The sequence below is a fragment of the Actinacidiphila sp. bgisy145 genome, from assembly GCF_057708125.1.
In genome coordinates this window covers 140071-166977 of record NZ_JBYIRL010000014.1, presented here as the reverse complement: position 1 = coordinate 166977, position 26907 = coordinate 140071, and the positions used below count along the sequence as shown (strand labels likewise).

Below are 26907 nucleotides of genomic sequence, written 5' to 3'. Positions count from 1 at the left end.
GGCCGCAGGCCGGTCCGGGTCCAGGTAACGGCCCGCCGTGGCGCCTTTCGGTGCCCCACGGCGATGTGTGCTGCCCGCAGACGGTGATGTTCGCTCCTCAACTCACCTTTCCGGCGGGAGACTTCCCTTGTCACGTCCACAGGTTTCGGCTGCCCGGGTCACGTCCGGGCGAGGGCTGCTGTATGTGGTGTTCGCGGCGACCGCGTGGGGCACGGCGGGCGCCGTCGCCGCACTCCTCTACCGCGGGAGCGGCCTCGGCCCGCTCGCGCTGACCTTCTGGCGGGCGGCGGGCGGCTTCGCCCTGCTGCTCGCCGCCCGTGCGCTGCGCCCGGCGCGGGGCGCGGCCCCGGATGCGCTGCCCGCGCCGCGGGTGGCCGCGCCCGGGGCCGTCGCACCGGCGCCGGTCGCCGTACCGGCCGGCGGCACCGCGGGGGCGGCGCCCGACCCGTACGAGGGCGCCTATGAGGGCGCGTACGACGACGCCGGCGCGGGCGGGCTGCGGCCGTCGACCGTACGACCGGTTCCGGCCGTGCCGCTGCGGGCGCGGCTGGTGCGGATCGCGGTCACCGGCGCCGGGCTCACCCTCTTCCAGGTCGCGTACTTCTGCGCGGTGCGGTCGACCGGGCTCGCGGTGGCCACGGTGGTCACGCTCGGCTCGGGGCCGGTGCTGATCGCGCTGGTCGCCCGGGCGGTGATGGGCGAGCGGCTCGGCCGGGGCGGCGCGGTCGCGGTGGGCGGCGCACTGGTGGGCCTGGCGGTGCTGGTGCTCGGCGGCGGTCACGCCCAGGTGCGCCCGGCCGGGGTGCTGCTGGCGGTGCTGTCGGCGGCCGGGTACGCCGGGATGACGCTGCTGACCCGCTGGCACGGCAGCCGCGGCGACGCCGGCGACCCGCTGACCACCTCGCTGTGGTCGTTCGGGATCTGCGCGGTCGTCCTGCTGCCCGCCGCGTGGGCGGAGGGCCTGTTGCCGCACGCCGAACACCTAGGCCGCACCCTGGCGCTGCTGTGCTTCCTCGCCTCGGTGCCGACCGCGCTCGCCTACGCGCTGTACTTCGCGGGCGCGGCGGTGCTGCGCGCGGCCACGGTGTCGGTGGTGGCGCTGATCGAACCGGTGTCGGCGGCCGTGCTGGCGGTCACCCTGCTCGGTGAGCGGCTCACCGCGGCCACCCTGGCCGGGACGCTGGTGCTGCTGGTGGCGGTCGGAGCGCTGGCCTGGGAGGAGGCCAGGCAGCAGCCGGGAGGCGCCGAGGCGGCCGCTTCGTCAGCCGGCTGACCGGCGGCGCAGCTGGTGGGCTCGCGCGGCCGCGTCGCCGGGTGCGGCGCGGTCGGCGAGCAGGCCGGTGACGCGGCGCTGCACCTCCTCGGGCTTGTTGCCGCCGTACTTGAACTTCGCCCGGACCCGGGTGACTTCGATCCGCACCCCGCGGATGCCGGCGAGTTTGCGGCCGAAGGGCTCCTGGCCGGGGGCGACCGGGGCGATGCCGCCATCGGGCTGGAAGTGGGCGAGTTGGCGCTCCAGCAGGTCGGCCTTGGCCCGCGGGTCGTCCAGGACGTGGGCGGTGCCGGTGAGTTGCACCGCGGCGTAGTAGCTGGTGGGGGTGCCGTGCTCGGGCGGGGTGCCGGGCGCGGCGTGCCAGGGGCCGGGGATGAAGGTGTGGTCGTCCACGACGCTGAGGGTGACCTGCGGCGCGGCCGCCAGCGCCGGCCACATCGGGTTCGGCCGGGCCAGGTGCAGCAGGACCTCGCCGTGCGGGCCGGGCGCCGGGTCGTAGAGGAAGTGGGTGGGTTGGACGAACGGGGGCTCGCCGCCGAGGCCGTTCACCGCGAGCTGGCCGAAGTCGTGGGCGGCCAGCCACTGCTGCCACTCGGCGTCGTCGGCGGCCGCGTCCCAGGGGTGGATCAGCATGCCGCGCCCTCCGTCCGGGCGGTGCCGCGCGGGCCGGCGGGCGCGAGGTAGCCGGGCAGCGGCGCGGCCGGGGCCTGGTGGGCGGCCGGGACGGGGGCGGCGTAGGCGGGCGCGACCGGGACCACCCCGGCCCAGTGCGGCAGGTCGAGGTCCTCGGGCTCGTCGTTGGGCCCGCCGGTGCGGATCTTCGCCGACACCTCGTGCAGGTCCAGCCGGATCACGGCGGTGGCGGCCAGCTCCTTGGCGTTGGCCGGGCGGGAGTCGGCGGCCCGGCCCGGTACGGCCTGGTCCACGATGGCGTCCAGCGCGAGGGCCCGCTCCTGCGGGTCGGTGACCTGGTGGGCGGTGCCGTGCACCACCACGGAGCGGTAGTTGATCGAGTGGTGGAACGCCGACTTCGCCAGCACCAGCCCGTCGATGTGCGTCACCGTCAGGCACACCGCCAGGCCCTCGGCGCCGCGCGCGCCCCGCAGCGGCCGCGAACCGGTCGACCCGTGCACGTACAGCCGCTCGCCGTGCCGCGCGTAGAGGGTGGGCAGCACCACTGGGGCGCCGTCGCGGACGAAGCCGAGGTGGCAGAGGTAGCCCGCGTCGAGGATGGCGTGCACGACGTCGCGGTCGTAGGAGGCCCGGTCGGCGGAGCGGGTGGGGACGGTGCGGTCGGTGGCGGGGTAGGGGCCCGGGGTGGACGCGGTGGAGGCGGCGGGTTCGGCAGGGGGTGCGGGTTCGGCGGGGGAGGGCCCGTCAGGGGAGGTAGGCGCGGTGGACATGGTGCGATCCTTTGAACTAGTGCATACTGTCGTTTGTGCTAGGAGAATACTCAATCACCGGGCGCGGCGCATCGGCAATTGCCGCCGACATCGAACGCGCGGTCGGCGCGGGCGCGTTGGGGCCCGGTGCCCTGCTGCCGCCGCTGCGCGAACTCGCCCGCGAACTGGCGGTGAACCCCAACACGGTGGCCGCCGCCTACCGGCTGCTGCGCGACCGCGGTGTGATCGAGACCGCCGGGCGCCGCGGCAGCCGGGTGCGGGAGCGCCCGGCCGTCGCGCCGCGCGCGGCCATCCGGATCGAGGTCCCCGCCGGCACCCGCGACCTGTCGACCGGCAACCCCGACCTCGCGCTGCTCCCGCCGCTCGCCGACGCCCTGGCCGCGGCCGCCGCCCACCACGCCATCGCCCCCGGCCTGTACGGGAGCACCGCCGTCGACCCGGACCTCGCCGACCTCGCCCGCGCCGCCCTCGACGCCGACGGGGTGCCCGCCGGGCCGATCGGCCTCGCCTCCGGCTCGCTCGACGCGATCGAACGCGTCCTCACCGCCCACCTGCGGCCCGGCGACGCGGTCGCCGTGGAGGACCCGGGCTGGGGCAGCGTGCTCGACCTGGTACCCGCGATGGGGCTGCGCGCGGTGCCCGTCGCCGTCGACGACGAAGGGCCGCGCACCGCCGACGTCGAGCGCGCGCTGTCCGCCGGGGTACGGGCCCTGCTGGTCACCGACCGCGGCCAGAACCCCACCGGCGCGGCCCTGTCCGCGCCCCGCGCGGCCGAACTGCGCGCCCTGCTGGCCGCCCACCCGCATGTCCTGGTCGTCGACGACGACCACCTGCACGGCATGGTGGACCTGCCCCTGCACTGCCTGTCCGGCGCCACCGACCACTGGGCGCTGATCCGCTCCACCGCCAAGGCGTACGGCCCCGACCTGCGGCTGGCGGTCTTCACCGGCGACGAGGTCACCGTCGCCCGGGTGCGGGGCCGGCACCGGCTCGGCGCCGGCTGGGTCAGCCACCTGCTGCAACGCGCGGTGGTGCACCTGTGGGAGCAGCACGCCGTGGACCCGGTGCGTACCGCCCGCTCCTACGCCGTACGCCGCGACGCGCTGATCGGGGCGCTCGGCGCGCGCGGGATCGCCGCCCACGGGCGGTGCGGCCTCAACGTCTGGGCGCCGGTGGCCGACGAGACCGGTGCCGTCGCCGGGCTGCTCCAGCGCGGCTGGGCCGTCGCACCCGGCGCCCGCTTCCGGCTCGACTCCTCACCCGGCATCCGGATCACCGTCTCCCCGCTGGGCCCGGCCGACATCGAGCCGCTCGCCGACGCCGTGGCCGAGGTGCTGCACTCGCCGGGGGCGAGCCGCTTCGGCTGAGCCGGCCGGCTCGGGGGCGCGCCGACTCCCGTGCACGCGGCGGCTTCCCTGCACGCCGACCTTCCTGCACGCCGACTTTCCCGCACGCGGCGGGCGCCGGGCCGCCGCGGTCAGTGCGCGGCGGCCGGGGCCAGCAGGTCCGTCGGGTCGGTGTTCGCCCCGCACAGCACCACGGCGACCTTCTCCCCGGGCGCGGCCCGGTACCCGTGGGAGGGGTTGCCCGGCGGCAGCAGCGCGGCCAGCGCGGTGGCGGCGGCGTGCTCGACCACGATCCGGCGCTCCTCCCACAGCAGTCGGCGGGCCGCGATGATCTGCTCCTCACCGACCAGCACCGACCGCGCGTCCTGCTGCCGCACCGCGGCCAGCGCCCCCTGCCAGGCGCGGCGCGCGCCGAGCGCGTCGGCGGCCACGGACGCCACCTCCACGTCGACCAACTCGCCCGCCGCCAGCGCCGCGTTGAGCGCCCGGCAGTGCTCCGGCTCGACCGCGACCGCCCGCACCCCGTGCTGCCGCGCGGACGCCGCGACCCCGGCGAACAGCCCGCCGCCGCCCACCGAGACCACCACCGTGTCCAGGTCCGGCACCAGCGCGTGGATCTCCTCCATCAAGGTGCCCGCCCCGGCGCTGACGTACGGGTCGGCGTACGCGTGCGCGGCGAGCGCCCCGGACTCCGCGGCGAAGTGCTCGCACGCTTCCAGCGCCTCCGCGTACTGCGTGCCGGCCAGCCGGACCTGCGCGCCGTAGCCGCGCAGCCTGGCCACCTTCAGCGCCGGGGCGTTCTCCGGCAGGAACACCGTGGCGGTCAGGCCCTGCTGGCGGGCCGCCCAGGCGCACGCCAGCCCCGCGTTGCCACCGCTGGCGATACAGACGCCGGCCTCGGGAAGGGTGCCCGCCTCGCGGTGGGCGGCGAGGAAGTTCTGCGCGCCGCGCGCCTTGAAGGAGCCGGTGTGCTGCATGTACTCCAGCGCGAGCCACACCTGCGGCTCCTGCGGGTCCCGCGCGCCGCCCGCGGGCGGGACGACCGTCACCGGCCGGACCCGGCCGGCCACCCGGTCCGCGGCGGCCTTGACGTCTCCGTAACTGATCTCGTGCACCTGGGCTCCGTAGCGATAGGGGTCGGTGAGGGCGGGCGGCGGCCGGTCGCGGGTGGAGGCGCGCCGCACCGACACGCTACGCCCGGCCGTCCCTGGGCCGCCGCTGGGTCAGCGCCGCACCCACCAGGATCACCACGGCCCCCACCGGTTCGTTCCAGCTCAGCGACTCGCCGAGGAGCAGCACGCCGGCGGCGGTGGCGACGATCGGTATGAGGTAGGTGACCATCGACCCGATCGTGGGGCCCTTCTCCGCCACCAGTCCGTACTGGACCAGGAAGGCCGCTCCGGTGCCCAGCGCGCCCAGCGCCAGCACCGCGAGCACCGGCCTCACCGGGAACGACGACGGCATCGAGGTGAACAGCGGGGTGATGACGAGGAGTTGCAGCGCGGCCAGTGCCAACTGGCTCGCCGACATCGCCAGGTGGGAGTTGCCGCTGGTGCTCAGCGTGCGCCGCACATACGCCCAGCCCACCGCATAGCAAAGCGCCGCGGTCAGCGCCATCAGCGTGCCCTTCGGGTCCTGGCCGGAGAAGCCCTGCCAGGCGCCGAGCACCGTCAGCACGCCCGCGAAGCCCAGGCCCACCCCGGCGAAGCGCTGCCGCGACGGCCGGTCCTCCGACAGCGCCACCAGCGAGACCAGCATCGAGAACAGCGGGGTGGCCGCGTTGCATATCCCCGCCAGCATCGACGGGATGCTCTGCTCGGCGGTGGCGAAGAGCGTGAACGGCAGGGAGTTGAGCAGGATGGCGGCGACGAACAGATGCAGCCAGGTGCGGGCCCCGCGCGGCAGCCGCTCCCGCTTCACCGCGACCGCGACGGCCAGCACCGCGGCGCCGAACACCAGGCGGCCCAGGGTGACCTGGAGCGGCGCGAACGCTTCGTTCCCCACCTTCATGAACAGGAAGCTGAAGCCCCAGACCAGGCCCAGCGCGGTGAAGCGCACCCGCCAGTCCAGCAGCCGCCCCAGCCGCGGCAGGCGCGCGGCGGGGACCGGCTCGGGAAGGTCCGCGGCGGGCACCGGGACGAGTGGTGCGGCGGACGGCGCGGCGGAAGACCCGGCGGACGGCGCGGCGGACAGGCCGGCGGCCGCGCCGGGACGGGCGGAAGTCGTCATGGCTCCACGATGACCGCTCCGACGTCGTAGAACAAGCGAGTTTTTCTGCACGAACACCGTAGAATCACTTACATGTTGTCCCTCGAACGGCTCCGTATCCTGCACGCCATCGACACCTACGGCTCGGTGAGCGCCGCCGCCGACGCGCTGAGCGTGACCACGTCCGCGGTCTCGCAGCAGATGTCCAAGCTGGAGCGGGAGACCGGGCAGGCGCTGCTCGGGAAGAACGGGCGCGGGGTGCGGCTCACCGACGCCGGGCGGCTGCTGTCCGGGCACGCCGAACGGATACTGTCGCTGGTCGAACTCGCCCACGCCGACCTGGAGGCGCACCGCGGCGCCGCGGTCGGCGAACTGCGCGCCGCCGCCTTCCCGACCGCGGTGCGCGGGCTGTTCCCCGCCGCGCTCGGCGAACTGCGCGCCGCCCACCCCCAACTGCGCACCGTCGTCCACGAGATGGAGCCGCACGACGCACTGGCGCGGCTCGGCCGCGGCGACATCGACCTCGCCGTGGTGCTCGACTGGTACAACAAACCGCTGTCCCTGCCCGGCGGCCTCGCCAAGGCGCCGCTCTTCGACGACATCGTGGACGTCGCGCTGCCGCTGGGGCACCCGCTGGGGGACCGCGCCGAGATCGCGTTGGACGAACTGGCCGGCGACGAGTGGATCGCCTGGCCGGACGGCGGCTTCTGCCACGAGTGGCTGCTGTTCACGCTGCGCGGCAAAGGCATCGAGCCGCGCGTCGCCCACCACGCCGAGGAGCACGCCACCGTGCTCGCGCTGGTCGCCGCCGGACTCGGGGTCGCCGTCATGCCGCGGCTGGGCCGCGACCCGGTGCCGCCGGGGGTGCACATCATCCCCGTCCGCCACACCATGCGGCGCCATGTGTACGCGGTCTGGCGCGAGGACGCCGACCGCCGCCCGGCGATCCGCGTCGCCGTGGACGCGCTGCGGGCGTCCGCGGGCGGTTACCGGCCGCCCGCGGCCTGAGCGCGCGGGCGGCCGCCGGCCGGCCATCCGCAGGACCGGCCGGTGGGCCGGTCCGGGTTCGGGGCCCGCCCCGCGAACCCGGACCGGCGTTCGGGAGTCAGGCGAGCGTGATCTCGCCGCCGGACACGGTGACGTTCTTCGCGGGCAGCGCCGAGGTGGCCGGGCCGCTGGCCACGGAGCCGTCGGCCACCTTGAAGGTGCTGTTGTGGCACGGGCAGACGATCACCCCGTCGGCGACCTTCGCGACCGTGCAGCCCTGGTGCGTGCACACCGCCGAGAAGCCCTTGAACTGGCCGCTGCTCGGCTGGGTCACCACGACCTTCTGGTCGGCGAAGACCTTGCCGCCGCCGACCGGGATGTCCGAGGTCTTGCCCAGCGACGTGCCGCCCGCGCCGCTCCCGGCCGACGGGGTGCCGGAGCCCGCGGCCCCGGTCGAGCCCTGCGCGGCCGAGGAACCGCCGGCGTCGTCGGAGGAGTGGGAGGAGCCGGAACCGCAGGCGGTCAGGACGGCGGCGAGGCCCACGCCACCGGCCGCCGCGACAACGCCGCGGCGGGTCGGTGACTCGGGGATTCCGGAGCTTTCTGCCATGGGGTTGCATCCTGTTCATGGGTCGGACCGGACGGCGGGGCCCTCGCCGCCCGGCAGCGTGCTGTCACGCGTACCCGTTCATACGGCCGCCCGCGGCGCGGTGTTCAACGCGTCCCGAAGAAATTTCACCTGGTGTCGCAGCAGCCCCTCCACCACCACCGGATCGCTCGGCCCGTGCGTGGCGTGCGACAGCGGAAGCACCTGGTGGTAGCGGCCCGCGGCGAGCAGCGCCTCCGACAGGCGCAGCGTGTGCGCGGCCACCACGTTGTCGTCGGCGAGGCCGTGCACCAGCAGCAGCGGCCGCTCCAGCGCGGCCGCCGAGGTGATCGGCGAGCACCGGTCGTACGCCTCCGGGTCCTCGTCGGGGTGGCCGAGGAACCGCTCGCGCCAGTGCGTGTCGTACAGCCGCTGGTCGCTGGGGGCGGCGCCGCTGATCGCCGCGTGGAAGACGTCCGGGCGGCGCAGCACCGCCATTGCCGCCAGCGAGCCGCCGAAGCTCCAGCCGCGGATCGCCACCCGCCCCAGGTCCAGGTCGGGGCAGTGCGCGGCCGCCGCGTGCAGCGCGGTCACCTGGTCGGCGAGCGGCACCTCCAGCGTGTCCTTGTACACGCTCTTGTCCCACCGCGGACCTCGCCCCGGGGTGCCGCGGCCGTCCGCGACGACCACCGCGAAGCCCTCCTCGGCGAACCACTGCGCCTCGGCCAGCGGCCAGGTCGCCGCCCGCACCACCAGCCGCATGGCAGGGCCGCCGTACGGCGCGAGCAGCACCGGCAGTGGGCCCGAGCCGGGCCGGTGCCAGGACGGCAGCAGCAGCGCGGTGCGGACGGCGTGCTCGCCCGCCCGCAGCCAGGTCACCCGCGGCGTCACCACCGGCCGGGCCGCCAGGCACGGCACCCGCAGCTCACCACCGGACCCCGCCGCCCCGGCGGGCGGCAGCACCCGGATGTCGCGGCCGCCCTCGGTCAGCGACGACAGCAGCAGCGCGCCGCCGGCCCGCTGCCCGGTGTGCAGGCCCGGCCCCTCGCTCAGCCGGACCGCGCCGCCCTCGGGCCCGTACGACCACAGGTGCTCCTCGGTCGGCTCGTCGCACGCCGTGAACAGCACCGACTCGCCGTCCACGGACAGCACTTCGCACACCTGGAGGCCCTCGGGCGTGACGGGCGCGCCGCCGACCGCAAGGAAGCGGGTGCCGCCCGCGTCCTCGGTGTGCACCAGGGCGCCGGACGCGGTCCGCGCGGGAGTGCCGGGCACCAACTCCACCCACTTCGGGTCGCGCTGCTCGTGCAGCAGCCGTGTCGCCCCCGTCGCCGGGTCGGCGGCCAGCACCCGTACGGTGCCCTGGTCGCGGCTCTGCACGCTCAGCAGCGGGCCGTGCGCGTCCCAGGAGGCGGCCGCCAGGTACTCGAAGCCGGCCCGGTCCCAGACGACCTCGGTACGGCGGCCCGACCCGTCCGCGTCCAGGAGGTGCAGCGACACCTCGGCGTTCGCGGTGCCCGCCGCCGGATAGGCCGTCTCGCGCGGCGGGTGCGCCGGGTCCGCCGGGTCGGCGATCCACCAGCGCGCCACCGGCGCGGTGTCCACCCGGGCGGCCAGCAGCCGTTCGCCGTCCGGCGCCCACCAGTAGCCGCGGTGGCGGTGCATCGACTCGGCCGCCACGTGCTCGGCCAGGCCGTACGCCACCTCGCCGCTCTCCGGCGCGGCGAGCACCCGGTCCGCGCCGGTCGCCAGGTCCCGCACGTGCAGCGCGCCGCCGGTCACATAGGCGACGCGGCGGCCGGTCGGGTCGGGCCGCGGGTCGATCACGGGCCCGGCGGTGGGGTGCCGGCGCGGCGGCCTGAGGCCCGCGGGGTCGGCGGTCCACAGCGCGCCGTCCAGGGCGAACGCCACCAGGCGCACCGCCCGGTCGGCCGCGTAGCCGACGATGCCGGTGGTGCGCTGCCGGGCCCGCTCGCGCCGGACCAGCTCCTCCGGCGGCACCTCGCCGCCCGGGTCCGCGAGCGCGGCCGGGTCGGCGAGCAGGCGCTCGCCGTCGGCGTCCAGCCGCCACAGGCAGCCGGCGCGGTCCTCGGGGCCGCGGGTGCGCACATAAAGAACCGACGAACCGTCGGGGGAGAGGGTGAGGGCCTGCGGGACGCCCAGCGAGAAGCGCTGGGTGCGGGCGAACTGGCGGGGGAAGTCGCGGTGATCGTCGATCGTGTCCATAAGGGCAGTCTTCACCCCGCTAACCTGGGGGGATGTTGAGAGAAGTGACCGGCATCCGCTATGTCACGCCGCTGCGTGAGGGCGGTTCGGTGCCCGGTGTGGTCGAGGCCGACGACCTCGGTACCTACGTCGTGAAGTTCAGCGGCGCGGCCCAGGGGCGCAAGGCGCTGGTCGCCGAGGTGATCGCGGGCGAACTCGGCCGCCGACTGGGGCTGCGGGTGCCCGAGCTGGTGCGGTTCGACTTCGACCCGGTGATCGGACTCGGGGAGCCCGACCAGGAGATCCAGGACCTGCTCAAGGCGAGCGGCGGACTCAACCTCGGGATGGACTTCCTGCCCGGCTCGCTCGGCTTCGACCCTCTGGTGTTCACCATGGAACCCGAGGAGGCCAGCCGCATCGTCTGGTTCGACGCGCTCATCGGCAACGTGGACAGGTCGTGGCGCAATCCTAACATGCTGGTCTGGCACCGGAACGTGTGGCTGATCGACCACGGCGCCTCGCTCATCTGGCACCACAACTGGAAGTCGGCGCAGGCCGCGTCCGCCAAGCCGTACGACGCGACCGACCACGCGCTGTCCCGCTTCTCACCCGAACCCGCGGCGGTGGCGGCGGAGTTGGCCGCACAGGTGACGGAGCCGCTGCTCACCGAGGTGACCGCCCAGGTGCCCGACGAGTGGCTGGTCGACGAGCCCGGGTTCGACGCGCCCGACGACGTGCGCGCCGCCTACCGCGAACTCCTCGGTGCCCGGGCGCTGGACATCCACGAGCGCATTACCACGGCCCGCCAGAAGGCGAAGCAACCGCCACCCGAGTGGCTGCGGACCTGGGTCGAGGGGAAGAACGCGAAATGAGCGGGCGGGACGTCTTCGAGTACGCGCTCGTGCGCGTCATGCCGCGGATCGAGCGCGGCGAACTGATCAACGCGGGCGTGCTGGTGTACTGCCGCGCCCAGGCGTACGTCGGTGCCCGCGTCCACCTCGACGTCGCCCGTCTGCGCTGCCTCGACCCGGACGTCGACGTCGAAGGCGTCGAGGCGGCGCTGCGCGGCTACGAGGGCATCTGTGCGGGGGGCGCTGCCGCTGGGCAGGCGGGGGAGGACGACCCCGGGCGGCGGTTCCGCTGGCTCACGGCTCCGCGCAGCACGATCGTGCAGCCCGGGCCGATCCACACCGGCCTCACCCAGGACGCCCGTAAGGAGGCCGACCGCCTCCTCGCCCTCCTCGTCCGCTGAGCGGCTCTTCCGCCCCTCCCCCCGGGCTGCCCGGTCCTGTGGGTGCCGGGACCTCGCGGTCCGCGGTGGTTGTTCGCGCAGTTCCCCGCGCCCCTTGTTTTCGCTCGGGTCTTCCCGCGGAAGAAGCTCGCGCCCCGAAGGGGCGCGGGGAACTGCGCGACCAGCCACAGCGGACCGCAAGGTCCCGGAACCGACAGGACGGGGCAGGACCGGGGGTCCTGTTGACAGCGTCAGCGCCCCCTCTTACGGTTCGGGGCGTGACCTACTAAGCGGTCGCTCATGTGAGGGCGGGCGCGCCAACCGGCCGAGGTTGAGGAGACGAAGATGTCCACCACCGAGCAGCGCGTCGCGATCGTCACGGGCGGCGCCCGCGGAATCGGCGCGGCGACCGCGGTGCGGCTGGCCGCGGAGGGCCGGGCCGTCGCCGTGATCGACCTGGACGAGGACGCCTGCAAGGGGACCGTGGAGTCGATCACGGGCGCGGGCGGCCGCGCGATCGCCGTGGGCGCCGACGTGTCGGACGAGGCCCAGGTCCAGGCGGCCGTCGCCCGGGTGGCCGAAGAGCTCGGCGCGCCCACCATCCTGGTGAACAACGCGGGCGTGCTCCGCGACAACCTGATCTTCAAGATGTCCGTGGCGGACTGGGACACGGTGCTGGGCGTCCATCTGCGCGGCGCGTTCCTGATGACCCGCGCGGTGCAGAAGCACATGGTGGACGCCAAGTTCGGCCGCGTGGTGAACCTCTCCTCCTCCTCGGCGCTGGGCAACCGCGGCCAGGCCAACTACGCCGCCGCGAAGGCGGGCATGCAGGGCTTCACCAAGACCCTCGCGATCGAGCTCGGCAAGTTCGGCGTCACGGCGAACGCGGTCGCCCCCGGCTTCATCGTCACCGACATGACCGCGGCGACCGCCGCCCGCGTGGGCATGGGCTTCGAGGAGTTCCAGGCCGCGGCGGCCACCCAGATCCCCGTGCAGCGGGTCGGCCGTCCCGAGGACGTGGCGGGCGCGATCGCGTTCTTCACCGGCGACGCGGCCGGCTTCGTCTCCGGCCAGGTGCTGTACGTGGCCGGCGGCCCGCTCGACTGACCGCGTCACCCTCCACCAGCAGCGAAGGCGTACCAGGACATGACTGAACTCCCCCCGGACAGCGGCCGCGCCGCGATCGTCACCGGTGCCAGCCGCGGCATCGGGTACGGGATAGCCGAGGCGCTCGTCGCCCGCGGCGACCGCGTCTGCATCACCGGCCGCAACGAGGACGCCCTCAAGGAGGCCGTCGAGCGGCTGGGCGGCGGCGACCGGGTGATCGGCGTGGCCGGAAAGGCCCACGACCAGGCGCACCAGGAGGCGGCCGTCGCCCGCGTGATGGAGGCGTTCGGCCGGATCGACCACCTCGTCAACAACGCGGGCACCAACCCGGTCTTCGGCCTGCTCACCGACCTCGACCTCGGGGTCGCCCGCAAGGTCTACGAGACCAACGTGCTCTCCGCGCTCGGCTTCGCGCAGCAGACCTGGCGGGCCTGGCAGAAGGAGAACGGCGGCTCGATCGTCAACATCGCCTCGATCGCCGGGATCGCCCCCTCGCCGTTCATCGCCGCCTACGGCATGAGCAAGGCCGCGATGGTCAACCTCACTGTGCAGCTCGCCTCCGAGATGGCGCCCAAGGTGCGGGTCAACTCGATCGCCCCCGCGGTGGTGAAGACGAAGTTCGCCGCGGCCCTGTACGAGGGCCACGAGGAGGAGACGGCGGCCGGCTACCCCATGCAGCGGCTGGGCGTGCCCGAGGACATCGGCGGCGCGGCGGCGTTCCTGCTGTCGGACCAGGCCGCGTGGATCACCGGGCAGAACCTGGTGATCGACGGCGGCCTGTTCCTGAAAGCGGGCGTCTGACCGGGCGGAATGCCGACGGGACCGGATTGTCAGAGGGGCGCGGTAGTTTCGGGGCAGTGAAACCGATCGCGTACCGGAGGTTCCCGACGTGCCCAGCATGCTGCCCGACTCCTGGCAGGCCGTTCTCGGCGAGGAGTTGGACAAGCCCTACTTCCAGCAGCTCACCGACTTCGTCGCGGCCGAGCGGCGCGAACACCACGTCTTCCCGCCCGAGGACGAGGTGTTCGCCGCTCTGGAGGCCACACCGTTCGACAAGGTGAAGGTGCTGGTGCTCGGTCAGGACCCGTACCACGGCGCGGGTCAGGGCCACGGGCTGTGCTTCTCGGTGCGTCCCGGGGTGCGCACCCCTCCCTCGCTGCGGAACATCTTCAAGGAGCTCAAGGACGAGTTCGGGTACCCCGTGCCGGACAACGGGTATCTGATGCCGTGGGCCGAGCAGGGCGTCCTGCTGCTCAACGCGGTGCTGACGGTGCGTGAGGGCGAGGCCAACTCGCACAAGGGCAAGGGCTGGGAGAAGTTCACCGACGCGGTGATCCGCGCCGTCTCCGACCGCCCCGACCCGGCGGTGTTCGTCCTGTGGGGGAACTACGCGAAGAAGAAGAAGCCGCTCATCGACACCGGCCGCCACACCGTCATAGAGGGCGCGCACCCCTCGCCGCTGTCGGCGAAGCTCTTCCTGGGCAGCCACCCCTTCACGCAGATCGACGAAGCGGTGAAGTCCCAGGGCCACGAGCCGATCGACTGGCGCATCCCCGACCTCGCGTCGGCGTAAACGGGGGCAGTGGTGTACGGGCGGCGCTGAGCGGGAAAGCGGGCACCGGCGGCGGGCGCGGGCGGTCAGCGGCGGTAGACCTCGTGGCAGATCGAGGACGCCCGCCCGCCCCGTGCCCACCCGCCGTACGTCTCGCCGAGCCCGCACACGTCCGGCGCGGTCGGGAGCAGCGGGCGGGCCGGCCCCTTGAGGCGGGGGACGGCGGGCCGCAGCGCCGGGCGCGGGGGAGCCGGCGCCGGTACGGCCCTGGCGGTGGGCCGCGCATCCGGTGCCGGGGGGTCCGGGCGCGCGGTGGCCAGCACCCGGTGAGCGGGCGTCGACGCCACCCGCGCGTCGTCGGGCCGCGCGGTCCGGGCGGGCGGGGCGGACGCCGAGGGAGCGGGAGCGGGGGCTCCGGGCTGCGGCGAGACAGTGGTGCACCCGGCGGACGCGAGCACCGCGCACAGCGCGAACACCGGGGGCAGGAACGGGGAGAGGCCACGCACCCGCGCCACTGTGCCGTACCCGCGACCGTCCGGGTATTCCCCGCAGGGGTGAACATGCGGCGCCCCCGTATGCTGCCCGGACACGGCACCACACGGCACGGCACCACACAGCACGGCACCGGCCCGGCACCGCCCGGCCGGGTAGGACTGACGACGGCACCGCACGGCACCAGGAGCACGGATGGCAGCGCGCGACGGCAGCGCCCCCCTGAAGATCGGCGTCATCGGGCTCGGTGACATCGCGCAGAAGGCGTACCTCCCGGTGCTCGCCGCGCAGCCGGGCCTCGAACTGCACCTGCACACCCGGACCGCCGCCACCCTGGCCGCCGTCGGCGACGCCTACCGGCTGCCGCACCGCCACCCCACCCTGGACGCGCTGCTCGACCAGGGCCTCGACGCGGCCTTCGTCCACGCCCCCACCGCCCACCATGTGGAGATCGGCACCCGCCTGATCGAGGCGGGCGTCCCCACCTATGTCGACAAGCCGCTCGCCTACGACCTGGACGGCGCGCGCGGTCTGGTGGACCTCGCGGGCACCCGCGGTGTGCCGCTGGCGGTCGGCTTCAACCGCCGCTTCGCGCCGGGGTACGCGCAGTGCCTGGACCACCCGCGCGACCTGATCCTGATGCAGAAGAACCGGGTCGGGCTCGCCGAGGAGGTCCGGACGGCCGTCTTCGACGACTTCGTGCACGTGGCCGACACGCTGCGGTTCCTGGCGCCGGGCCCGATCGAGCAGGTCCGCGTCTCCGCCCGGGTCCGCGACGGGCTGCTGCACCACGTGGTGGTGCACCTGTCCGGCGACGGCTTCACCGCGATCGGGTCGATGAACCGGATGAGCGGCTCCACCGAGGAGACCCTCGACGTCAGCGGCGCCGACGCCCGCCGCCAGGTGCTCAACCTCGCCGAGGTGATCGACCACAAGGGCCAGCCGACCGTGCGGCGCCGCGGCGACTGGGTGCCGGTGGCGCGGCAGCGCGGCATCGAGCAGGTGGCGCTCGCCTTCCTCGACGCGGTGCGCGCCGGCACCCCCCTCGACGCGCGGGACGCCCTGCGCACCCACGAGTTGTGCGAGCGGATCGTCGCCGAGATCACCGGGAGTCCCGTGCCGGGTCCGGCGACCGCCTGAGCGCGGCCACGTCCGCGGGGACCCCTTCGCCGCCCACCGGCCCGGCCCCGGCAGCCCGGCGGCGTAGCGCGCGGACCCCTTCAACGGCCCCTGCGGCGAGCATCAGCAGCAGCGCCAGCCGCGGCACCCAGTCGCCGAACCGCACATACGGGCTCGTCCCGGTGGCGGTCGGCACCTCGTACACCGCGGCGGCGCCGCCGCTGGTGCCGATCCGGTGCCCGACGGGCGCGCCGCCGGGACCGTAGACCGCGCTGATCCCGGTGAGGGTGGCGTGCACCATCGGCCGCCAGGTCTCCGCGGCCCGCAGCGCCGCGAGCGAGGCGTGCTGCGCCGGGGCCCAACTGCCCTGGAACGACGCGGTGGAGGACTGGGCGACCAGCAGCCGCGCGCCGTCCGCGGCCAGGTGGCGGCTCATGTCGGGGAACGCCGACTCGAAGCAGACCAGCGGCCCGAAGCGCAGCGCCCCGGTGTCCATCACCACCTGCCGGCGGCCCGGCCTGCGGTCCTGCCCGGCGGCCTTCCCCACGGACGTGGCCCAGCCCAGCAGCGACCGCATCGGGATGTACTCGCCGAAGGGCACCAGCCGCATCTTGTCGTACGTCGGGCCGGTCACGCCGTGCGGGCCGACGAGTGTGGAGGTCTTGGAGATGCCGGTGCCGTCGGCGCGTTCGGCGTCCACGTTGACCAGCAGGTCGGCGCCGACCAGGCGGGAGAGCGCGGCGAGCGTCGCGGTGGTGCCCGGGTGGTCCGACAGGTCGACGCCGACGCTGCTCTCGCCCCACACCACCAGGTCGGGGCGGCGGCCGGCGAGTTGCCGGGTGAGGCGGACCTCGCGGGCGAACCGGGCAGCCGGCCCTTCGACCACCCCGGGCTGCACGACCGCGACCCGGACCGGCGCGGTGGCGTGCGGGCGCGGCGCCCACAGCCATACGGCGCCGGTCGCCACCGAGGCGGCGAGCAGTGTCGCGGCGGCGGTACGGCGCGCGGACGGCAGCACGCACAGGACGGCGACGGCCGTGTTGACCAGCACCAGCGCCGCGCTGACCAGCCACACCCCGCCGAGGGAGGCGAGCCGCAGGGCCGGGCCGACCTGCCACTGGCTCGCGCCGAGCAGGCCCCAGGGGCCGCCGAGGTACTGCCAGGAGCGGACCAGTTCGATCAGCAGCCAGCCGCTGGGCAGGAGCACCAGGGCGGCGCCCACCGCGGGGGCGCCGCCGAGCAGGCGGCGGACCAGCCAGCCCCAGGGCGCCCACAGCGCACCCAGCAGCAGGGCGAGCACCGGGAGGAAGACGGTCATGCTCGGCAGCAGCCAGTTGTGGACCGCGAGCATGAAGCCGGCGCCGCCGAACCACCCGTCCAGCGCCGCGCGCCGGGCGCTCGGCGCCGAGCGGATCAGCAGGAGCCAGGGGACCAGGGCGAAGTAGGCGAGCCACCACAGGGACGGTGCCGGGAAGGTCAGCGCCGGCACCGCGCCCGCCACTGCGGAGGCCACTCCGCGGCTCCACCCTCGCGTACCCGGGAGCAGGGTGCCTGTCGGGCTCATCCGCGGCTCCCTCCGGGTGGGGTGGTGCTGTCGGTTCCGGGACCACCTGCCGGTGGGGGCTGGTCGCGCAGTTCCCCGCGCCCCTGGTTTGCTCGGGCCTTCCCGCGAAAGAAGCTCGCGCCCCAAGGGGCGCGGGGAACGGCGCGAGCAGCCACGGCGGACCGCAAGGTCCCGGCACTCCCGGGACGGGTCCGCCGGGTGGGTCAGGCCGAGGCGTCCGCTGAGGCGTCTTCGGACACTGCGCGGGCGCGGGTGGTGACGACGGCGGCCGCGGCGAGTGCGGCGGCGCCGAACGCCGCGGCGATCACCCAGGGCCGGTCCAGGCAGTGGCCGGTGGCGTGGTCGAGGGAGAGCCGTCCGGGCCCGGACAGCCCGAGGGACGCGGCGGTCCAGCCGAGCAGCGCCGGGTGTTCGAAGCCCCCGGACATCGCGAAGAAGCCGGCCGGGGCGTGCACCGCGACGGCCCCGGCCATGGCCCCGGCGGCGGCCGCACCGGCCGCGGGGGTGGCCAGGCCGAGCGCGAGGAGGGCGCCGCCGCCCGCCTCGCCGAGCCCCGCCGCGACGGCCGCGGGCTTGCCGGGCCGGAAACCCATGTGCTCCATGGCCCCGGCGGTGGCGTCGAGCCCGCCTCCGCCGAACCATCCGAACAGTTTCTGCGCGCCGTGCGCGAAGAGCGCCGACCCCGCGCCCAGACGCAGCGCCAGCAGTCCGATGTCCTTGCGGTACGCCGTTCCCATGACCGCGTCCTTTCGTTCGCCCGGGCCCGGTCGTCGAAGGGCCCACCCGGCCAGTGTGTGCGGCCCGGCGGGCATCGCGCCGCGCCAGGCGGTCTGTCCGGGCGAACGGGGGGGGCGCCGCGCCGGGCGGCTACGGCAGGCGGTTCCAGGAGGTCAGCACATGGCGGCCGTGTTCGATGCCGAGCCGGCTGACCGTACCGGTGGCGAGCTGGAAGAGCGCGCCGTCGGCGGGGGGCAGGCCGAGCCGCCGGGCGGTGAGCACCCGCAGGAAGTGCGCGTGCGCGACGAGGACGACGTCGCCGCCCTCGCCGTTGGCGAAGGCCGCCTCGACCCGGGCGAGCACCCGGTCGGCACGGTCGCCGACCTGCTCGGGGCTCTCGCCGGGATGCCCCTCGGGCCCGGGCACGACGCCGTCGGTCCAGATCTCCCAGCCCGGGCGGGTGCGGTGGATGTCGCGGGTGGTGACGCCCTCGTAGCCGCCGTAGTCCCACTCGTGCAGGTCGGGGTCGATGCGTACGTGGTCCAGGCCGGCGAGCTTCGCGGTCTGCTGCGCGCGCTGGAGCGGGCTGCTGATCACGCACCCGATGTGCCGGCTGGCCAGCAGCGGCACCAGCGACCGCGCCTGCTCCTCGCCGTGCTCGGTGAGCGGCAGGTCGGTGTAGCTGGTGTGCTGACCGGACTGCGACCACTCGGTCTCGCCGTGCCGGATCAGAACGAGCTCACCCATCGGACACCTCCCGTGGCGCCCCGCGGCGCCCGTTTGTGATCATATGCCGACCGCCCGCCGCGACCACCGCGCGGCCGTCGGGCCGACCCGTCGGCACAACCGCGGACCGGCCGAAAGACTTCCCGCCCGCGGCGTCGTTACGATGGCGCGCGGGTCGCTCCGGTTGCGGCGGCGGCGTGTTCTCGGTCGGATCGAAGCAGCGTACGGGGGACACCCGCGGGTCCGCGCGGCACACGGGGCGGCCGAGGCGGCGGCAGGGCGGAGCGTTCCGCCCGTGCGGCGGCCAAGTGACCAGCAAGCGGCAGCGACCAGCAACAGGAGCCGGAATGAACGACGCACCCCGCACATACGACGTGGTCGTCATCGGAGCGGGCCCGGTCGGGGAGAACCTGGCCGAGCGGACCCGGGCGGCCGGGCTCAGCACGGTTGTCGTGGAGAGCGAACTCGTCGGCGGTGAGTGCTCCTACTGGGCGTGCATGCCGAGCAAGGCGCTGCTGCGGCCGGTGGCCGCCCGGGCCGACGCGCGCCGGCTGCCGGGGCTGGCCGCCGCCGTGGCCGGGCCGCTGGACTCCGCGGAGGTGCTGGCCCGCCGGGACGAGTTCACCTCGCACTGGAAGGACGCGGGCCAGGTGGGGTGGCTGGACTCGGTCCACATCGACCTGGTGCGCGGCCGCGGCCGGCTCGACGGGCCGCGCCAGGTCGTGGTCGACACCCCGGACGGCGGTGTGGTGCGGCTGGCGGCCCGGCACGCGGTCGCGGTGTGCACCGGCACCACCGCGGCGCTGCCCGACCTGGCGGGGCTGGCCGACGTCCGGCCGTGGACCAGCCGCGAGGCGACCAGCGCCAAGCAGGTGCCCGAGAGCCTGGTGGTGGTCGGCGGCGGCGTGGTCGCCGTGGAGATGGCGACGGCCTGGCAGGCGCTCGGCGCGCGCGTGACGGTGCTGGTCCGCGGCGGCGAACTGCTCGGCCGGATGGAGCCGTTCGTCGGGGAGATGGTCGCCGACGGGCTGCGGGAGGCGGGCGTCGACGTACGGTTCGGGGTGTCCGTGGCGTCGGTGGTGCGCGAGGGCCGCGAGGTGCGGGTCGGGCTCGACGACGGCGGCGAACTGACCGCGGACGAGATCCTCTTCGCGGTCGGCCGCGAGCCGCACACCGGCGACCTCGGGCTCGACACGGTCGGACTCACGCCCGGCGACTGGCTCACCGTCGACGACACCTGCCAGGTCACGGCGGTGCCCGACGGGTGGCTCTACGCGGCCGGCGACGTCAACCACCGGGCGCTGCTGACCCACCAGGGCAAGTACCAGGGGCGGATGGCCGGCACCGCGATCGCCGCGCGCGCCACGGGGCAGCCGGTGGACAACGCGCCCTGGGGCGCGGCCGTCGCCACCGCCGACCACGCCGCCGTGCCGCAGGTCGTCTTCACCGACCCGGAGGCGGGCTCGGTCGGCCTGACCCTCCAGGAGGCCGAGCGCTCCGGGCGGCGGGTGCGGGCGGTGGACTACGACCTCGGGCAGGTCGCGGGTGCGAGCCTGTACGCCGACGGCTACACCGGCCGGGCCCGGATGGTGGTGGACCTCGACCGCGAGGTGCTGCTCGGGGTGACCTTCGTCGGGCCCGGGGTGAGCGAACTGGTGCACTCCGCCACGATCGCGGTCGTGGGCGAGGTGCCGATCTCCCGGCTGTGGCACGCGGTCCCCTCCTACCCCACCATCAGCGAGGTGTGGCTGCGCCTGCTGGAGACCTACCGCGGCTGACGGCCCGCGCGGCCCGGGTGACCGGCAGGTGCCCGCGGGATCGGCAGGTGTGATCGGCGCGTGTCCGCCATACGCATCGATTCCGCGCCGTGGTCCGTGCGCGGCATGGCGAGCCCCCAGGAGATGTGACGCTGAGTAGCTAGGGTGCGGCGTGCGAACCGTTCCATAACGGTCATCGCGCACGCTTCTGGCGAAAGGTCATGATGACGTACAGATCCCATCTCGCCGCGGCGGCCGCCCTGCTGCTCGCCCTGGGCGGCGCGCCGGCCGCGGGTGCCGTCGGCGCGCCGGGCGGCCCGGCAGTCCAGCCCCGCGCCGTGCCCGCGCCCGGCCCCGACAGCTCCGTGGTGACGGTGCGTACCGGTGGCGACCGCGACCCCGCGACCGACACGGTCCTGCCGCTGGCCGGGGTCCGGCTCGCGCTCTTCCGCGACGCCGACGCCGCGGACCCGATCGACGCCCCCTGGGCCCAGTGCACCTCCGACGCCGACGGGGACTGCAACTTCGTCGTGCCGCAGACCGGCGCGGGCGAGGCCGAGAACGGCAGCGTGCTGACGGTCCGCCAACTCGCCGCCCCCGCCGGCTGGTACACCAACCCGGTGCTGCGCACCGGCCCGGGCAGCGGCTCGAACTCGGTCGCCTCGCCGTACGAGTTCCAGACGCCGGCGCTGGAGGGCGGGGCGACCTACCGCTCCACCCGCGAGTTCATGTACAGCTCCAGCAACTCGCTGCCCACCCGCTCGGGCGGCATCTGGCAGTCCTCGCGGGACAACCCGCCGCTGCCGCAGTCGTGCGGGCTGGACGTCGCGGTGGTCCTCGACCTGTCCGCGTCCGTCGGCAGCCAGCTGCCCGCGCTGAAGGCGGCCACCGACGCGTTCACCGACGCCCTGACCGGCACGCCCTCGCGGCTGGCGCTGTTCTCCTTCGACCAGGCGTCGCCCGCCACCAGCGTGGACGCCAACCACCCCGAGCTCCGGTCGGTCTCGACCCCGGCCGGTGCCGCCGCCTTCAAGAGCCTCTACGCGGACTGGACGCTCGGCAAGGGCACCAACTGGGACCGCGCGCTGCACGCCGTCGCCCAGGCACCGGAGCACTACGACGCCACCGTGGTCCTCACCGACGGCAACCCGACCCGCTTCGGCAGCCTGCACGGCGACGGCGCCAACACCCACTTCATCGACGTGGAGAACGGCATCTTCTCCGCCAACTCCGTCAAGGCCCAGGACACCAGGGTGATCGCCCTCGGCGTCGGCAGCGGCGTGGCGGGGCTGTCCGGGCTCAACCTGCGCGCCATCTCCGGCCCGACGGCCTTCGACGGCGGCAACACCACCGCCGCGGACTACTTCCAGACCACCGACTACGGACAGGCCGCCGACCAGTTGCGCGCCCTGGCACTCGAGCACTGCACCGGCAGCCTCACCGTCGTCAAGCAGATCGCGCCCGAGGACACCACCGGCGAGGACGTCACGGGCGCCGAACCGGCCGGTCCCGGCTGGACCTTCGACGCCTCCACGACCACACCCGGCGTCACCGGCCTGCCCGCCACGCAGACCACCACCTCCGACGGCACCGGCGCCGTCACCTTCCAGCCCGGCTTCGGCGTGAACCCCTCGGCGGACGTCACCGTGGGCGAGATCCAGCACCCCGGCTACGCACTCGTCACCCAGGACGGCGGCAACGCCGTGTGCACCGACCTCGACACCGGGCAGCGCGTACCGGTGGAGAACACCGGCACCGACGAGATCCCCGGCTTCACCGTGGACGCGCCCCGCCAGGCCGCCATCAGCTGCACCGTCTACAACCGGCCCGTCGGCAGCACCGACGACTCCGCGGACATCACCGTCGACAAGGAGTGGAACGTCGACGGCCACCTGTACGCCGAGGGCACCCAGCCCGACGGGCTCAGCGCCCAGCTCACCCTGACCGGTCCCGGCGGCGCCGGGGCCACCCCGCAGCCGTGGGGCGACCCCCGCACCGGCTACACCATCGGCGACCGCGTCACCGTGGCCGAGAGCGTCCACCTGACCGCGCCCGGCTGCACGCTCGGCGGTTCGGAGGTCACCAGCGTCGACGGCGCCGGCACGCACCTGCCGCTGCCGTACGACGCGACGCTCACCGCGCACCACCAGCACCTCGTCGTCACCAACACCGTGACCTGCTGCCCGGACGACGGCGGGCAGCAGGGCTACGGTGCCGGGCCGCAGAAGGCCCAGCCGCGGCCCGCGGCGGTGCACCCCGCCCGTCGCTGAGCCGGCGGACCGAGCAGGAGCAGCAGGGCCCGGGGCCGGGTGCGCGGACGGACGCGCGCCCGGCCCCCGGCACGCCGACGCGGACCGCGCAGGGGGCGCACAGCAACGGCGGGGCACGGCCGTGGAAGGGCGGGGTGAGCCGTTTGTGGTTCAGGGCGCCGGGTCAAGGCGCTCAAAGGTTGGGGATAGATGATGATGTGCCTGGCCCGGTGGCGCGAGTCCAGCCGGACGCGACTGTCGCCGGGCATGGTCGCTGTATCCGCACCCGCACCCGCACTCGCACCCGCATCCGTGACCGAGGAGACGAAGTCCCATGAGCCGCACGGTCGACTGCCCGCCGCCGCACGCCCCCGCCCGCCCGCGACCGGTGCGCCGGACCCCCGTGCCCGGCGCGTCGGCGGGCGCCCGGTGACGGGCCGCCCAGCGCAGGACCAAGGGCCGCACCGGGCGGACGACGCGGGCGCCGGTACGGCGCAGCCCGCGGCCGGCTGGGTGCGCCGGATCGGCGCGTACTGCCTGCGGCACCGCCGGGACGTGCTGATGGCGTTCGGCGCCGCCGTCGCCGTCGCGATCGCCACGGCGACGCTCCCGCTGGTGCTGCGGCACGTCGTGGACCGCGTCGCCTCCGGGCGTACCGGGTCGCTCACCGCGTGGACCGTGGTGCTCGCGGGGCTGGGCGCGGTCCGCTTCGCCGGCGGCTTCACCCGCCGCTACACCGCCGGCCGGCTGTCGCTCGGCGTCCAGTACGACCTGCGCAACGACGCGTTCGCCGCGCTGCTGCGGCTGGGCGGCGCCCAGCAGGACAGCCTGCGCACCGGCCAGATCGTCAGCCGCTCCATATCCGACATCACCCTGATCCAGACCCTGCTGCAGTTCCTGCCGAACATGACAGGAAACGCGCTGATGTTCGTGGTCTCGCTGGTCTTCATGGCGTGGCTGTCCCCGCTGCTGACCCTGGTCGCGCTGGTCGTCGGCCCGCTGCTGTGGCTGATCGCGCTGCGCAGCCGCCGTGACCTGTTCCCCGCCAACTGGCACGCCCAGCAGGAGGCCGCCGAGGTCGCCTCCGGTGTCGAGGCGACGGTGACCGGGGTGCGTGTGGTCAAGGGCTTCGGGCAGGAGGAACGCGAACTGGCCGGCCTGGAGCAGCGCGCCAAGCGGCTGTTCGCCTCCCGGCTGCGGGTCGTGCGCTACAACAGCCGCTACAACCCCGCGCTCCAGGCGGTGCCCGCGCTCGGCCAGGTCGCGGTGCTCGCCTTCGGCGGCTACCTGGCGCTGCACGGCCGGATCTCGCTCGGCACCTTCCTGGCCTTCACCAGCTACCTCGGCTCCTTCGTCACCCCGGTCCGCCAGGTCGCCACGCTGCTGACCGTCTGGCAGCAGGCCCGGGCCGGCGCCGAACGCGTCCTGGAGGTCGTCGACGAGGCACCGGTGATCACCGACGCGCCCGGCGCCCGCGAACTGCCCGACGAGCCGCCCGCGCTGTCCTGGCAGGACGTCACCTTCGGCTACGGCGACGGGCAGCCGCTGCTGCGCGGCTTCAGCCTCGACATCGCGCCCGGCGAGACCGTCGCCCTGATCGGCCCGGCCGGCTCCGGCAAGTCCACCGCGGCGGCGCTGCTGCCGCGCTTCTACGACGTCCCCGCCGGGTCGGTCCGCGTCGGTGGCACCGACGTACGGGAGTTGACGCTCGACTCGCTGCGCGGCCGGATCGGGTTCGTCTTCGAGGAGAGCCTGCTGCTGTCGGACACGGTCCGCAACAACATCGCCTACGGCGAGCCCGGCGCGAGCCAGGAGCGGGTCAAGGCCGCCGCCCGGATCGCCCGCGCCGACGAGTTCGTCGAGCGCCTGCCGCAGGGGTACGACACGGTCGTCGGCGAGCAGGGCCTGACGCTGTCCGGCGGCCAGCGGCAGCGCGTCGCGCTCGCCCGGGCGCTGCTGTGCGACCCGGCGGTGCTGGTGCTCGACGACGCGACCTCCGCGATCGACGCCCGGGTGGAGGCGGAGATCCACGCGGCCCTGCACGAGGCGGTCCGCCGCCCCACCACGCTGATCATCGCGCACCGCCGCTCCACCCTCGAACTCGCCGACCGCATCGCGGTGCTGGACGGCGGCCGGGTGGTCGACACCGGCACGATGGACGAACTGCGGTCCCGCTCCGCGCTGTTCCGCTCCCTGCTGTCGGCCGTGGACGCGCCCGAACCGGCCGGGGAGCATCGGACCGGCAACGCGATGGCCGCCGAACATGCCTCCGGATCGGGGGAGTTGGGGACGCCCGCGGGCGCCGAACTGTCGGCCGCGAGCGACGACGGGCCCGACCCGACGGCCGCGCCCCCGGCGCACCCGGCCCCCGCCGTCACCGCGCACCTGTGGCGCCGCCCGGACGGCGAGGACGGCCCGGCGGGCGGTGAGGGCGCCGCGCTGCGCGCCGCGCAGGCGATCTCGCTCTCCTCGGCGACGGCCGGGCGCGGCCGGGGGCCGGGCGGCGGGGTGCTCGGCACGGCGCCGCCCACCCCCGAACTCCTGGCCGGGCTGGCGAAGATGCCGCTGCCCGCGGCCGACCCGGACGTGCCGGCCGACCGCACCCGGGCCGCCGACCCGCACTTCGGGCTGCGCCCGCTGGTGCGGCCGTTCCGGCTGGCGCTGCTGCTGGGGCTGGCGCTGGTCGCCCTCGACGCGCTGGCGCAGATCATCGTGCCGGTGCTGGTCCGCCGGGGCGTCGACGACGGCGTGGCGCACCACTCGGGCCGGGTGCTGCTGGAGGCGGCCGCGGCCGCGGCGGTGGTGGTCGCCGCGGACTGGCTGATCGGCGTCGGCCAGATCCGCACCACCGGACGCACCGGCGAGCGGCTGCTCTACACGCTCCGGGTCAAGACGTTCGCCCAGCTCCAGCGGCTCGGACTGGACTACTACGAGCGCGAGTTGGGCGGCCGGATCATGACCCGGATGACCACCGACGTGGACGCGCTGTCGAACTTCCTCCAGACCGGGCTGATCACCGCCGTGGTCAGCCTGCTCACCGTGTTCGGCGTGCTGATCACCCTGCTGGTCATCGACGCCGGGCTCGCGGTGGTGCTGCTCGGCGCACTGCCGCTGCTGGTGGTGGGCACCGCGGTCTTCCGGCACCACTCGGTACCCGCCTACCACGAGGCGCGCGAGCGGGTCAGCGCGGTCAACGCCGCCCTCCAGGAGAACGTCACCGCGATCCGCGTCACCCAGGCGTTCCGCCGCGAGCGCCGCAACGCCACCGACTTCGCCGAACTCGCCTGGGCCTTCCGCGACTCGCGGCTGCGCGCCCAGCGCTACATGGCGACGTTCTTCCCGTTCGTGGAGTTCCTGGGCACCCTGTCCACCGCGGCGGTGCTCGCGGTCGGCGCCGGGCAGGTGCACTCCGGCACCCTGACCGCCGGGACGCTGATCGCCTTCCTCCTCTACGTCGACCTGTTCTTCTCCCCGATCCAGCAGTTCTCGCAGGTCTTCGACGGCTACCAGCAGGCCGTCGTGGGCCTGGGCCGGCTGCGCACCCTGATGCGCACCCCCACCGCCACCCCCGTACCCGAACACCCGCGTGAAGTGCGGCAGTTGCGGGGCGAGGTGGTCTTCGACGACGTGTCCTTCGGATACGCCGGGGGCGGCGGGCAGGAGGTGCTGCACGGCGTCCGGCTGCGGATCGCGCCCGGCGAGACGGTCGCGCTCGTCGGCGCGACCGGCGCCGGCAAGTCCACCGTGATGAAGCTGATCGCCCGGTTCTACGACCCCACCAGCGGCGCGGTCCGGGTCGACGGCCACGACCTGCGCGCGCTGGACCTGGCCGGCTACCGCGCCAGGCTCGGCGTGGTCCCGCAGGAGGCCCACCTGTTCAGCGGCACCGTGCGCGACGCCATCGCCTACGGCCGGCCCGGCGCCACCGACGCCGAGGTGGAGGCCGCGGCGCGCGCGGTCGGTGCGCACGACATGGTGGCCGGGCTCCCGGCCGGCTACCTCCAGCCGGTCGGCGAGCGCGGCCGCAACCTGTCCGCCGGGCAGCGGCAGCTGCTCGCGCTGGCCCGGGCCGAACTCGTCGACCCCGACGTGCTGCTGCTCGACGAGGCCACCGCGTCGCTGGACCTGGCCACCGAGAGCCGGGTGGCGGCCGCCACCGAGGCGCTGACGCGAAAGCGCACCACGCTGGTGGTCGCGCACCGGCTCACCACGGCCGCCCGGGCCGACCGGGTGGTGGTGCTGGACCGCGGCACCGTCGTGGAGACCGGCACCCACGCGATGCTGCTCGCGGCGGACGGGGTGTACCGGAAGCTGTGGGACGCCTTCCGGCAGCACGGCGCCGCCGCGACCGTCGACCAGCTCGCCGCCGGGGGCGGCTGACCCGG

Annotated in this window: 22 protein-coding genes; 12 read left to right on the top strand and 10 right to left on the bottom strand. The window is 75.2% G+C overall.

What is annotated here, in order from left to right:
* Positions 1 to 127: 127 nt before the first annotated feature.
* On the top strand, positions 128 to 1273 hold the full coding sequence (locus AC3ERT_RS15390; protein WP_435174655.1) for a DMT family transporter: 1146 nt from the start codon (positions 128 to 130) through the stop codon (positions 1271 to 1273).
* On the opposite strand, the gene AC3ERT_RS15385 is transcribed toward AC3ERT_RS15390, so the two are convergent.
* Entirely contained in the window at positions 1262 to 1906 is a 645-nt protein-coding gene (locus AC3ERT_RS15385) for an FMN-binding negative transcriptional regulator (RefSeq protein ID WP_435174653.1), read from the bottom strand. The two genes, AC3ERT_RS15390 and AC3ERT_RS15385, sit on opposite strands and share 12 nt — an antisense overlap.
* Positions 1900 to 2676 carry a pyridoxamine 5'-phosphate oxidase family protein gene (locus tag AC3ERT_RS15380; RefSeq protein ID WP_435174650.1) on the bottom strand — a complete coding sequence of 259 codons (777 nt, stop codon included), beginning with the start codon at positions 2674 to 2676 and terminating at the stop codon, positions 1900 to 1902. Before AC3ERT_RS15380 ends, AC3ERT_RS15385 begins: the two co-directional genes overlap by 7 nt.
* A gap of 35 nt (positions 2677 to 2711) precedes the next feature.
* Here AC3ERT_RS15380 and AC3ERT_RS15375 point away from each other — a divergent pair, with 35 nt between their 5' ends.
* Positions 2712 to 4043, top strand: a complete 1332-nt coding sequence (locus AC3ERT_RS15375; protein ID WP_435174647.1) for an aminotransferase class I/II-fold pyridoxal phosphate-dependent enzyme — start codon at positions 2712 to 2714, stop codon at positions 4041 to 4043.
* Between the two features lie 110 nt (positions 4044 to 4153).
* On the opposite strand, the gene AC3ERT_RS15370 is transcribed toward AC3ERT_RS15375, so the two are convergent.
* Both AC3ERT_RS15370 and AC3ERT_RS15365 read right to left on the bottom strand, forming a co-directional pair.
* Positions 4154 to 5137: a serine/threonine dehydratase gene (locus tag AC3ERT_RS15370; RefSeq protein ID WP_435174688.1), complete on the bottom strand. Its 984-nt coding sequence runs from the start codon at positions 5135 to 5137 to the stop codon at positions 4154 to 4156.
* 76 nt (positions 5138 to 5213) lie between these two features.
* Complete coding sequence (locus AC3ERT_RS15365; protein WP_435134712.1) at positions 5214 to 6251, bottom strand: DMT family transporter; 1038 nt, start codon at positions 6249 to 6251, stop codon at positions 5214 to 5216.
* Positions 6252 to 6323: 72 nt separating this feature from the next.
* Here AC3ERT_RS15365 and AC3ERT_RS15360 point away from each other — a divergent pair, with 72 nt between their 5' ends.
* The gene (locus AC3ERT_RS15360) at positions 6324 to 7238 is read left to right on the top strand and encodes a LysR family transcriptional regulator (RefSeq protein WP_435134714.1); all 915 of its coding nucleotides are present in this window, start codon (positions 6324 to 6326) and stop codon (positions 7236 to 7238) included.
* Between the two features lie 97 nt (positions 7239 to 7335).
* On the opposite strand, the gene AC3ERT_RS15355 is transcribed toward AC3ERT_RS15360, so the two are convergent.
* Complete coding sequence (locus AC3ERT_RS15355; RefSeq protein WP_335981996.1) at positions 7336 to 7827, bottom strand: Rieske (2Fe-2S) protein; 492 nt, start codon at positions 7825 to 7827, stop codon at positions 7336 to 7338.
* Positions 7828 to 7905: 78 nt separating this feature from the next.
* Positions 7906 to 10029 (bottom strand): S9 family peptidase, encoded by a 2124-nt coding sequence (locus AC3ERT_RS15350; protein WP_435174645.1) that lies wholly within the window; start codon positions 10027 to 10029, stop codon positions 7906 to 7908.
* A gap of 32 nt (positions 10030 to 10061) precedes the next feature.
* Between AC3ERT_RS15350 and AC3ERT_RS15345 the strand changes: the two genes are divergently transcribed.
* From AC3ERT_RS15345 to ung, 5 genes are all read left to right on the top strand, one after another.
* Positions 10062 to 10880: a HipA family kinase gene (locus AC3ERT_RS15345; RefSeq protein ID WP_335981992.1), complete on the top strand. Its 819-nt coding sequence runs from the start codon at positions 10062 to 10064 to the stop codon at positions 10878 to 10880.
* Complete coding sequence (locus AC3ERT_RS15340) at positions 10877 to 11260, top strand: DUF3037 domain-containing protein (RefSeq protein ID WP_335981990.1); 384 nt, start codon at positions 10877 to 10879, stop codon at positions 11258 to 11260. Before AC3ERT_RS15345 ends, AC3ERT_RS15340 begins: the two co-directional genes overlap by 4 nt.
* Before the next feature lie 324 nt (positions 11261 to 11584).
* Positions 11585 to 12346: a 3-oxoacyl-ACP reductase FabG gene (fabG, locus tag AC3ERT_RS15335; RefSeq protein WP_435134721.1), complete on the top strand. Its 762-nt coding sequence runs from the start codon at positions 11585 to 11587 to the stop codon at positions 12344 to 12346.
* A 39-nt stretch (positions 12347 to 12385) separates the two neighbouring features.
* Complete coding sequence (locus AC3ERT_RS15330) at positions 12386 to 13147, top strand: SDR family oxidoreductase (RefSeq protein WP_335981985.1); 762 nt, start codon at positions 12386 to 12388, stop codon at positions 13145 to 13147.
* 88 nt (positions 13148 to 13235) lie between these two features.
* Positions 13236 to 13919 (top strand): uracil-DNA glycosylase, encoded by a 684-nt coding sequence (gene ung, locus AC3ERT_RS15325; RefSeq protein WP_335981984.1) that lies wholly within the window; start codon positions 13236 to 13238, stop codon positions 13917 to 13919.
* A 65-nt stretch (positions 13920 to 13984) separates the two neighbouring features.
* Here the strand turns inward: ung and AC3ERT_RS15320 are convergent, their stop codons facing one another.
* The gene (locus AC3ERT_RS15320; protein WP_435174643.1) at positions 13985 to 14404 is read right to left on the bottom strand and encodes a hypothetical protein; all 420 of its coding nucleotides are present in this window, start codon (positions 14402 to 14404) and stop codon (positions 13985 to 13987) included.
* Between the two features lie 208 nt (positions 14405 to 14612).
* On the opposite strand from AC3ERT_RS15320, the gene AC3ERT_RS15315 reads away from it, so the two are divergent.
* The gene (locus tag AC3ERT_RS15315) at positions 14613 to 15530 is read left to right on the top strand and encodes a Gfo/Idh/MocA family protein (RefSeq protein ID WP_435174685.1); all 918 of its coding nucleotides are present in this window, start codon (positions 14613 to 14615) and stop codon (positions 15528 to 15530) included.
* On the opposite strand, the gene lnt is transcribed toward AC3ERT_RS15315, so the two are convergent.
* The 3 genes from lnt to AC3ERT_RS15300 form a co-directional block, all read right to left on the bottom strand.
* A complete protein-coding gene (lnt, locus tag AC3ERT_RS15310; RefSeq protein WP_435174641.1) occupies positions 15493 to 17073 on the bottom strand; it encodes an apolipoprotein N-acyltransferase in 1581 nt (526 codons plus the stop codon). The genes AC3ERT_RS15315 and lnt overlap by 38 nt on opposite strands.
* A 203-nt stretch (positions 17074 to 17276) precedes the next feature.
* Positions 17277 to 17810, bottom strand: coding sequence for a DoxX family membrane protein (locus tag AC3ERT_RS15305; protein WP_335981978.1), 534 nt, complete (start codon positions 17808 to 17810; stop codon positions 17277 to 17279).
* A 130-nt stretch (positions 17811 to 17940) separates the two neighbouring features.
* Entirely contained in the window at positions 17941 to 18537 is a 597-nt protein-coding gene (locus tag AC3ERT_RS15300; RefSeq protein ID WP_435174639.1) for a histidine phosphatase family protein, read from the bottom strand.
* A gap of 326 nt (positions 18538 to 18863) precedes the next feature.
* Between AC3ERT_RS15300 and AC3ERT_RS15295 the strand changes: the two genes are divergently transcribed.
* The 3 genes from AC3ERT_RS15295 to AC3ERT_RS15285 all read left to right on the top strand — a co-directional run bounded on the left by AC3ERT_RS15295 (position 18864) and on the right by AC3ERT_RS15285 (position 26902).
* Positions 18864 to 20294, top strand: a complete 1431-nt coding sequence (locus AC3ERT_RS15295) for a dihydrolipoyl dehydrogenase family protein (protein WP_435134728.1) — start codon at positions 18864 to 18866, stop codon at positions 20292 to 20294.
* A 200-nt stretch (positions 20295 to 20494) separates the two neighbouring features.
* On the top strand, positions 20495 to 22543 hold the full coding sequence (locus AC3ERT_RS15290) for a vWA domain-containing protein (protein ID WP_435134731.1): 2049 nt from the start codon (positions 20495 to 20497) through the stop codon (positions 22541 to 22543).
* Between the two features lie 492 nt (positions 22544 to 23035).
* Complete coding sequence (locus AC3ERT_RS15285) at positions 23036 to 26902, top strand: ABC transporter ATP-binding protein (RefSeq protein ID WP_435174682.1); 3867 nt, start codon at positions 23036 to 23038, stop codon at positions 26900 to 26902.
* Positions 26903 to 26907: the final 5 nt, after the last annotated feature.